Here is a 10,111-nt window from a genome sequence, read left to right as displayed (position 1 = left end):
TTGTGATTGTACTGGTATATTACGAAGCTTTAATTCATGGTACAAAGCATCTTCATACAGACTTTCGAGGAGACCAGGTCCACCTAATGTTCGGTGGACTTCAATAGCTGCATCAATGATTAACTCCGACAATAAATTCTCAACCTTCTCTGCGTCATTGCGTCGCTGCGTCTCTGCGTTTATCATAAGTCCCCCAAATAGCCTAAAGGCGCACTCGGAATGGGGCAGTTATTTAATGATTTGCAATGCAGAGGATTTGCAATTTTGAAATAACGTTGATTTTTGTGACTTTAATCTCTAGTTTCCGCTTCATTTGGCCTACTAGACGAGAAAACACTTATAAATCCATCGCCACTCCTAATTGCTGACGTGACTCAGGAATTGCTTGCGTTAATATAAAAAAATTGATATGGATAAGAGAGTTGGAACCTAAAATTAGGTGTGCATGAATAAAAGCCCTCGTTCTGAAAAGCCCTATAATATTATTGCAGGTCTTATTTTTCTATTTGGTGTTGGTATTTTTGCTTACATGGGAGTATACGACTGGCTTCCTGCTCTTTGCATTGCAACAGGAATTGCAGTCATTGTAAGACAACTTGCTTTAGGCTACCACATTGACGTACTTGTTGCTCTCGTCATTTTTGGGGCAGCTTTTCTCTCTTCATTTCTACAATTCTTCTCCAGAGTCTTTTTACCAACTTTTTTGATGATAGGAGCCATTTACTATATACTGCGACAATTCATTTCTTTTCATGATAAGCTTGTTGTAAAAACAACAGATGTGCATATTGAGCCTTCTGAAACTGAAGGTGAACCAAAACTATGACAAAACCGTTTATATCCCTACAAAAAGCAACCAGTATCTCTGCTGGTATTTTCTTTCTTGTCTTGGCCGTTATTGCCTATTTCGATAACTGGTGGCCAGGTATTATTATCCCTATTGGAACAGCCATTGTTGTACGACAACTTCTTCTAAAAAAATTCTATGATGCCATTGTCTCTTTTGCCATCTTTGCAGGTATCTTTGTTACTCTGCAGTGGCAACTCTCCTGGCTACCCGTACTTTTTGTTATAGCTGGAATCTACATTTTGTTTAGAACCTCACTCTTTACAACTGAGGATGAAGTGGAAGAAGAAGAAGAAGTTCAAACGGAAATCGAAGAAGAGCAAGACTCTCACAAAAAATAAAATCAAAAAATAATGAACGAAGCTTTACCTTCACATATTGGACCTTTTTCCATTGTCCAAAGCATTGGAAAAGGTGGAATGGGAGAAGTTTTTCTTGCCTACGACCCCATGTGCAAAAGGCAAGTTGCGCTCAAACGCATCCGCACAGATTTGCGTGATAAAGAGATCATCAAAAACCGCTTTCTTAAAGAAGCTACCATTACAAGTGCACTAGCGCACCCATCCATTGTACCTATCTACTCTATCCATGAAGAGAAAGACTTTCTTTACTACATTATGCCCTATTTAATTGGCTCAACATTAAAAGAGTGCATAAAAGATGCGAAAAAAGAAACTAATTCTCAAGAGGGATCTATCCCCTCTTTTCTGCGTATATTCATGAATGTATGCCAAGCTATTGCCTACTCTCATTCTAAAGGCTTTTTACATAGGGATTTAAAGCCAGAAAACATCATTGTTGGAAAATATGGTCAAGTATACATTTTAGACTGGGGACTTGTAAAATCGATAAACGATACATCTCATGATGAAACTATAGAAATGGATATAGATACTCAACAAACAGAAAATCTAACACGCCCAGGAAAGCTTTTAGGAACACTTACTTATATGGCTCCAGAGAGAATTTTTGGACATGCATCCTCTGTCTCCTCCGACATCTATGCTCTTGGGGTTATTTTTTATCAGATCCTTACACTCAACTTGCCCTTTAGAAGAAAGACTATCAAAGAGTTTCGAGAAAACCTACATCTTGAAAAGCTCATTGACCCTGCAAAAATGGCCCCCTATAGAGGCGTTCCCCCAGAGCTTTCTCGCATCGTAAAAATCTGTCTTGAACCAGATCTAAAAAAACGCTATCCATCTGTCGACACCCTCATCAATGACCTTGAAAATTACTTAGAAGGTCACTCTGAATGGTTTTTTATGTCCAAACTAGATATTCACAAAAAAAATGATTGGGAATTTCAAGAGCATGTACTCATACCAGAACCTATTGTTATTTCTAAAAGTACCACACGAGCTGACTGGGTTACTATCATGATTGCAAAAGAGGCATTTTCTGGAAATACACAAATCAAAGCTAAAGTTCAAATCTCTGCTCAAAGTAAGGGTATTGGATTTTTGCTGAGTGTTCCAGAGGCATCTGAGCGAATTCACCCAACAGATGGGTACTGTCTTTGGCTGAGTGCTAATAAAAATGAGCCTACTAAACTTTTTCACTCTACTGTAGAAATCATGCAACTTCCAGATATTATCTTACCAGAGAAAGAATTACTTTCTCTTGATATAAGAAAAATGGATCGCCACATCCTTTTCTATTTAAATGATACTCTCATGTTTACCTATATTAGTTATCTACCACTTGCTGGCACACATGTAGGCCTAAGTTTTAAAGATACCTATTTTGAACTACAAGAATTACAAGTTTATGTTGGAAGCCTAAACGTACAAGTCAGTTGTTTGGCCGTTCCAGATGCCTTTTTAGCAAACAAAGATTATGCAAAAGCCCTTACTGAGTATAGACGCATTGGCATATCCTTTCAGGGAAGATCTGAAGGTAGAGAGGGTCTATTTCGAGCAGGTGTTACCCTTTTAGAAGAAGCTCTTGATACTAAAAGTTCTTCCAAAAAAAATCATTTATTCAACTTATCTCTTTTAGAGTTTGAAAAATTAAGAAACACACCAAGTGCACCTCTTGAATACCTTGGAAAGGCGCTTGTTTATGAGACAATGCAAGAACATGAAGAAGAAGTTAAATGCTTTGAACTGGCATTTAGGCGCTACCCTAAGCATCCTCTTCTTCCTCTTCTTGAAGAACAGATTCTTTTTCGCCTACATAACCGCTATAAACAAGAAAGGTCTCTTACTTATAATTTTACCCTGCTTATCTTAAAAATTTTACCTAGCACACATCGCAATCATGAGACAAAATCTTTGATCGATCATGTCTACCATAGTCTAGAACACCTCTTATTTGTTGAAGAATTTCCAAAAAATAATGTTATCGATGCACTTAAATACAAACATTTTGCAATACAACTTGCCTTCTGGCTTGCAAAACCTGGCGCAATTGCCGAAATTTTTGATAGCCTTGTCATTGAAAATCCCTTACATCTCATTTTGATGAAAAATGCCCTCTTTTGCCTTTTAGAACTAGGCTCTTTTGAAGAGATCCTCGAAAGGGTACCAGAAATTGCTCCTGCTTCTTTTACATTACATCGTAAGCTCTCATTTCTTTCTAAAGATACTCTGGAAAAATCTTTTCAAGATGTTTTATCTCTCGTAATACACCCCCTTGATTTAGACCATATAAGAGCTCTTATATTTCTTTTCAATTATGCTCTATTTAATGAAAGAGAAGATCTTGTCATTCATTATTATAAGCATTTTGCAAAATCACAAGACATGTGTTTTGCTGATGCTTACTTAATATGGGCATATCTCTTACAAAGAAGATGGTCTGATGCTGAACTTATCCTTCAAAAATATCCTTTAAACATACTTAGTCAAGAAAATAATATCCTTCACTTCCTTTACGGATGCTGGCTTTTGGCAACAGAAGGGGGCAGTCTTGCAGAAGCTCACTTTTCAGGCATAGATGATACACCTTTTCCAAAAACCTGCGCGCTTGCAACCCACTTTCTTTTTGGCAGGGGCATCGATCCAAATGCCTGGCTCGCACAAAGCTTTTTCTTCGAAAAAAGAGAGCTTTACAAGCAGCTCTCTTTGTTTTATCATTGCCAGGAAAAAACTCAAGAAGCAAAGCATTATCACAAGTTAGCAATGAATTATGTCAGACTCTCTTCCTAAAGCCTATGATCCAAAAACTATAGATTCAAAGTGGTACAAATTTTGGCAAGATAGAGAGTTCTTTTCTTGCAATCCTTACTCCTTTAAAGAACCCTACTGTATTGTTATGCCACCTCCTAATGTAACTGGCGTTCTTCACATGGGGCATGCCCTTGTCAACACGCTTCAAGATATTCTTATCCGCTGGAAACGAATGTGTGGGTATGATGCATTATGGATTCCTGGCACCGACCATGCAGGTATCTCAACACAGACTATAGTTGAGCGCAACCTAATAGCAAAAGAGGGAAAAAGGCGCAAAGATTACACTCGAGAAGACTTTCTAAATCATGTATGGAAATGGAAAGAGGATAATGAAGCGCTCATCTTGAATCAACTTAAACGCCTTGGTTCCTCTTGTGATTGGAAAAGACAACGTTTTACCATGGATGAGGGGAATAATAAAGCCGTTCGAGTCATGTTTAAAAAGCTATTTGACAAAGGGCTTATCTACCGAGGCGATTATCTTGTCAATTGGGATCCACTCACTCAAACGGCTCTTGCAGATGATGAAGTTGAATATGAAGAACAAAATACTTTCCTTTGGTATATAAAATATCCACTTGCAGATGGTTCTGGATCTATTAGCATCGCAACAACAAGACCAGAGACCATGCTCGGTGACACAGCAGTTGCAGTCTCTCCAAATGATGAGCGCTATTCTCACCTAGTTGGAAAACAAATTATTCTACCTTTAGTTAACAAGCAAATCCCCATCATTGCAGATCATAGAATCGATGCCTCTTTTGGTACGGGTGCTGTCAAAATAACACCTGCACATGACCCAAATGACTATCAAATGGGCCTTACGCATAATCTTCCCATGCTCAATATTCTAACTCCTGATGGTAAAATTAATGAAAATGGGGCCTCCTTTGCAGGACTCTCTATTGAAAATGCAAGGTCCTCTGTTGTAAAAGCACTTCAGGAAAAAGGATTTATTGAAAAAATTGTTCCTTATACTAATAGAGTAGGTGTCTCTTACCGCTCCAAGGCTATCATCCAGCCCTATCTCTCTAAACAATGGTTCATTAAAATGAGCTATTTTAAAGACAAATTACGCAGCTGTGTCTCTTCTGGAAGCGTTAAACTCATCCCCAAACACTGGGAAAATACTTACTTTCACTGGATTGACAACCTAAGAGACTGGTGTATCAGCAGACAACTTTGGTGGGGACATCGCATTCCCATATGGTACAATAAATCTGATGATACTAAGATGATCTGCTATGATGGCATTGGCACTCCAGATGAAGTCATAAATGCACCTAATGACTGGCAGCAGGATGACGATGTACTAGATACATGGTTTTCTTCCGCCCTATGGCCTTTTTCAACGCTCGATTGGCCAGATGATTCTGCTGATCTTAAGAAATACTATCCCAACTCTGTTCTTGTAACAGGGCATGATATTCTCTTTTTCTGGGTAGCAAGAATGCTCCTCATGGGAGAATTTGCTCTTGGAGAATATCCTTTTCCAGAAACCTTTTTGCACGGGCTTATCTATGGAAAATCATATTGGAGAAACCAAGAAGGTGGGGGCATTCGCTACGTTTTAGAAGAAGAGCGCACATCTTATGAAACTGGTAAGCAAGTCCCATCAGATGTACATTTCAAATGGGAAAAAATGTCCAAATCCAAAGGAAATGTCATCGACCCAATAGAGATGATCGACACTTATGGCACTGATGCAGTACGTATGGCGCTTACTGCAAGCGCTACACAAGCGCGCCAAATTGACCTTGATCGAAGACGCTTTGAAGAGTTTAAAAACTTTGCAAATAAAATATGGAATGGCTCTCGCTTTGTTTTTATGAACTTAGAGGGTAAAAAGCCACTTGACTCAAATGATTTTGCCAAAGGCCTAGATCCTGCCCTATTCTCTCTAGAAGATAAATGGATCCTCTCAGCCCTCAACCAAGTCATTAAAGATGTGAATACACATCTTTCCAACTATGCTTTTGATAAATCAGCAACTGTAGCCTATGACTTCTTCTGGAAGCAATTTTGCGCTTATTATGTAGAGATTGCAAAACCTACTCTCTTTGGCAAACAAGGAAATGAAAAAGAGCTAGAAAATAAACAAAAAATACTTGTCATAGTACTTCTTGCAGCCCTACGCCTTCTTCACCCTATGGCTCCCTTCATCACTGAAGAACTTTTCCAAAAGATAAAAGAAAGAATGGGTAGCATGCATTCCTCATCCCCTTGCATCTATGCTAATGAAGCTCTACTTGCCCTGCAAGCTCCTGCATGCATTGTCGCCCCCTATCCTCAGGTAATTGACGAGGAAGATATCTCTCCTGTAATTAACACACTATTTTCAAACATCGAAGAAATTGTCTACGCCATTAGAAACATTCGTGGTGAGATGAAGCTTGCACCAAATCTGGCTACAAAAATTTATATCGTTGGAAAAGAATCCTTGACCTCTTCTTTCAAAGAAAATGGTTCCATTATTTCTTCTCTTATACCAACAACAGAACTTATCTTTTCTGAAACAGAGCCTGTTCTTGACCTTGCAGGCTCTGCATTCGTAAAGGACTTTAAAATTCTAATTCCTTTACCACAAGAACTCCAGGAACAAGAAAAACTGCGCCTCAATAAAGAGCAAGAGAAACTACAACTTACTTTACAGAAAATAAAAGAGCAATTAAGTAACCAAGACTTTCTTGCAAAAGCACCTGCTCCTTATATTGAAAAGCTCAAACAACAAGAACAACAGGCAGAAGAGGCCCTTCTAGAAATTCAACGTAATCTAAGTTCAAGAATTGATTTTTGAACTTGTTTGTGTATAACTTTTGACTTGCCTAAAGAGCAGAAAAATACCAAATAGGATAAAGGGAATACTTAAATATTGACCCGCATTCAAAAATGACTCATCAAGCACCGCGCTTTGCGGCAATTTTAGCCATTCAATACAAAATCGAAATGAAAATAATAAAATAAAAAATAACCCCGAACAGACCCCCTCTTTTAACTTTTCCTTTTTTAAAAACCAAAGCGTTGCAAGAAATATAAATAAACAGAAATAAAAACAGGCCTCATAAAGCTGTACTGGATGACGAGGAACAAAAGGAACACGTTCTGCAGGATGACCAAAGAGAACTGCCCAAGGAACTTTTGACTCAACGCCCAAAATCTCTTGGTTTATAAAATTGCCAAAGCGAATAAACGAGCCTACCAATGCACCTGGAATCACGGCTGTATCTAAAATGGTAATCAATGTTAGGCTTGGATAAGTTTTTCTAATGTGCCATCTAAAATAAAGCATAGCTACAATAACTCCTAAAACACCCCCATGACTTGCAAGTCCGCCTTCCCATATTTTAAATATATCCCAAGGATGTGCACTATAGTAGGGCCACTCATAAAAAAAGACTTCAGCAAGCCTTGCACCTACAACTGTTCCAATAACACTATACCAAGTGAGTGTGTCTGTAAGTTTTGCTGCAACCTTTACAGAGTCCTCCACATAGGGCCTTAGCCTTATTGCAAATATTTTCTTAACAAGAAGATAGGCAAGAAAAAATCCACAAGCAAATAATATGCCATACCAAGCTACGGGATGATGGATCCATGGAAGCACAAAAGCACTTCTTGGAGGATCCCAATAGAAGAAAAGAAAGAGAAAAGCTGCTACCATGATGAAACTTTAGGTTAATTGAAAACAAAGTAGCAAAGCAGATGATAAAAGTAAAAATATTATCCGTTGGAAAAACAAAAGAACGATGGCTCGAAGAGGCTATTCAAGAATATTGTAAGCGTCTAAAAAGTTCTATTGCCTTTGAGTTTGTCTGGGCAAAAGATGATAATGCGCTTCTTCTTTTAGCAGAAAAAGAGCCCTTAATTATTGCTCTAGATCCAAACGGCACGCTCTATACAAGCGAAGATTTTAGCCACTTTCTATTTCAGAAACTAGAACTTGGTGGCTCTCGTTTAAGCTTTGTAATTGGCAGCTCTTTGGGGCTACCACAAGCTTTTAAAGAAAAGCACACTCTCATAAGCCTATCAACGCTCACTTTTACCCATCAATTAACAAGACTTGTGCTCATCGAACAGATCTACCGCGCAACAGAAATAGCAAAAGGATCAGCTTATCACAAATAAGTTATCTAACAGCCTGTTTTTTAGGCTGTTCTGCTGCTTGTCTAAAATAGAGCAAGGCGCCATTTACAAGAGCTGATCCTATGATAACATCAACTGCTCCTCGAATGTCTGCAGGCGTGTCAAAAAAACGAATCAACATGCCAAGCCCCATCATGATAGCAATCAAAACATAAAATCTAGCTCCGTATATTCTGTGCAGTGCAACAGGAGATGGCATTTCTCGAATACGTGCAACCATGCGATGCACTGTTTTTGCAAGCACATAACGACCTTTAAAGTACCCAATAAGCATAGCAAGAGCAATAAGTACAACAGATGCCTCTTGAATGCCGCCAGCAAATGCTGCTAGATAACTTAAAAGAGAGGTCGGATGAACTTCGGCCATATGCTGCAATGCTTTTTCAGAAATTAGGCGCAACCCCATATTCAAAAGATAGACACCAACTGCCATCCAAATAAGGCCTGCAACTACAATTAGTGTAGAATGCTTAAATTTTAACATACCTCAATCCCTCTTAACTTAAAAATATTGCTGTTGCTGTAGCATACTCTTTGCAATGACTTAAAGACACTAATAAATTAAAATTACCAAGCTCTTTTTCTAATCTCACAGATAAATTAACATGAGGTTTTCCAAAAGAATCATTAAGAATTTCAATATCTTGAAAAGAAATTTTGTCTTGAAAGCCTCTACCAATTGCTTTTGCAACAGCTTCTTTTGCAGCAAACCTTCCTGCAAGACGCTCAGCAGGCTGGTGGAAATTTAGGCAATACTCTTGCTCTAAAGGCGTATACACACGCTTTAAAAACTTAGATCCAAACCGCACATAAATTTTGCGAATTCTCTCTACTTCAATAATATCTGTTCCCAGACTTGCATTATTTAAATTTTGCATTTTTTATAAATGGGCATAACTTACACTATCGACCTCTTGAATAGATAAATTCTCATCTCTAGGACTAGAATCTTCCTCTAAAGTATTACAAAAGACCATTCTTCCAGATGAAGTATGTTTTACCGATAGTACACGTACAATGATCGTTTCAGCAATATGGTCACCACCACCATTAATCACAACCATCGTTCCGTCTTCCAAATAACCAACGCCTTGCCTAGACTCTTTACCAAACCTTTGAACTTTTACTTTAATTAATTCGCCTGTTTGCGTTACAGGCTTTAAAAAGTTAGAAAGCATGTGGATATTAACAATTTTTACACCATCCATAGCAGCTACTTGAACACGATTAATATCAGCGGTTAAAATATTTGCATCTACAAGCCTTGCAAGCCTTGCAAGCTTTGCATGAATATCCTTTACATCAACAAAATCGGTCTCATTCTTGCGAAGAGCAAGCTCTGAAAGATGTTCTAGCTTTTTTAAAGCATCAAGTCCCTTTCTTGCCCGATTTTTTACCATCTCATCACCAGACTCAACTTGCATATAGAGCTCTTTCACAATAAAGCTTGGAACTATGAGGCTATGGTCCAAAATCCCAGAAGAACAAAGATCTACAATGCGTGTATCACAAAGAACAGACATATCAAGAAGAAGATCCTTTTTCTTGGAATTGACAGGATCCAACTTAACAAAAGGGATGCTTATATAAATCTCTTGCGATGAGCGCAGTGTAAATACAACCCCAAAGTAAGCAGCAAAAAGATATAGAAAAATCCTTATAACTTGTAATTTCACAGAAAAGCTATCGATAGCTACAAAAGAAATAACTGCGTTAAAAAAGAGTACCGCAGCAACTCCCATTAAGTACCCAAGAAAGAGACCTAAAATTACTGCGTTAAGATTGCGCAAGTTATATCTCTTAAAAAAGAGATCTAAAGCTATTAAAACCCCTCCTATGACAAGACCTGCAGATATACCGTACAAGATCGTGTATCTATCAACTTCTGGAGCCGTTGCAACCATGTAAGTTGTCATAAAAAATACACCCAATATTATACAAAAAA

Annotated in this window: 9 protein-coding genes; 5 read left to right on the top strand and 4 right to left on the bottom strand. The window is 38.2% G+C overall.

Annotation, left to right across the window (positions count from 1 at the left end; all coding sequences use genetic code 11):
- Window positions 1-445: 445 nt before the first annotated feature.
- From P4L16_02230 to P4L16_02215, 4 genes are read left to right on the top strand one after another with little or no spacing between them, the layout of a single operon-like run.
- Complete coding sequence (locus tag P4L16_02230; protein MDR3623939.1) at window positions 446-826, top strand: hypothetical protein; 381 nt, start codon at window positions 446-448, stop codon at window positions 824-826.
- Window positions 823-1,188: a hypothetical protein gene (locus tag P4L16_02225; GenBank protein MDR3623938.1), complete on the top strand. Its 366-nt coding sequence runs from the start codon at window positions 823-825 to the stop codon at window positions 1,186-1,188. Before P4L16_02230 ends, P4L16_02225 begins: the two co-directional genes overlap by 4 nt.
- Before the next feature lie 12 nt (window positions 1,189-1,200).
- The gene (gene pknD, locus P4L16_02220; GenBank protein ID MDR3623937.1) at window positions 1,201-3,999 is read left to right on the top strand and encodes a serine/threonine-protein kinase PknD; all 2,799 of its coding nucleotides are present in this window, start codon (window positions 1,201-1,203) and stop codon (window positions 3,997-3,999) included.
- The gene (locus P4L16_02215) at window positions 3,980-6,820 is read left to right on the top strand and encodes a valine--tRNA ligase (protein MDR3623936.1); all 2,841 of its coding nucleotides are present in this window, start codon (window positions 3,980-3,982) and stop codon (window positions 6,818-6,820) included. Before pknD ends, P4L16_02215 begins: the two co-directional genes overlap by 20 nt.
- On the opposite strand, the gene lgt is transcribed toward P4L16_02215, so the two are convergent.
- Window positions 6,803-7,684, bottom strand: a complete 882-nt coding sequence (gene lgt, locus P4L16_02210) for a prolipoprotein diacylglyceryl transferase (GenBank protein ID MDR3623935.1) — start codon at window positions 7,682-7,684, stop codon at window positions 6,803-6,805. The two genes, P4L16_02215 and lgt, sit on opposite strands and share 18 nt — an antisense overlap.
- Window positions 7,685-7,725: 41 nt before the next feature.
- On the opposite strand from lgt, the gene P4L16_02205 reads away from it, so the two are divergent.
- A complete protein-coding gene (locus P4L16_02205; GenBank protein MDR3623934.1) occupies window positions 7,726-8,148 on the top strand; it encodes a 23S rRNA (pseudouridine(1915)-N(3))-methyltransferase RlmH in 423 nt (140 codons plus the stop codon).
- Between the two features lies 1 nt (window position 8,149).
- Here P4L16_02205 and P4L16_02200 read toward each other — a convergent pair whose 3' ends face one another.
- From P4L16_02200 to P4L16_02190, 3 genes are read right to left on the bottom strand one after another with little or no spacing between them, the layout of a single operon-like run.
- Window positions 8,150-8,650 (bottom strand): hypothetical protein, encoded by a 501-nt coding sequence (locus P4L16_02200; GenBank protein MDR3623933.1) that lies wholly within the window; start codon window positions 8,648-8,650, stop codon window positions 8,150-8,152.
- Between the two features lie 13 nt (window positions 8,651-8,663).
- A complete protein-coding gene (gene acpS, locus P4L16_02195) occupies window positions 8,664-9,044 on the bottom strand; it encodes a holo-ACP synthase (GenBank protein MDR3623932.1) in 381 nt (126 codons plus the stop codon).
- Window positions 9,045-9,047: 3 nt separating this feature from the next.
- Window positions 9,048-10,082, bottom strand: coding sequence for a hypothetical protein (locus tag P4L16_02190; protein MDR3623931.1), 1,035 nt, complete (start codon window positions 10,080-10,082; stop codon window positions 9,048-9,050).
- Window positions 10,083-10,111: the final 29 nt, after the last annotated feature.

The organism is Chlamydiales bacterium (genome assembly GCA_031292375.1).
GTDB lineage: Bacteria > Chlamydiota > Chlamydiia > Chlamydiales > VFKH01 > JARLHF01.
The sequence above is the reverse complement of the archived record's forward strand: the minus strand, read 5'-3'. Positions and strand labels throughout refer to the sequence as shown.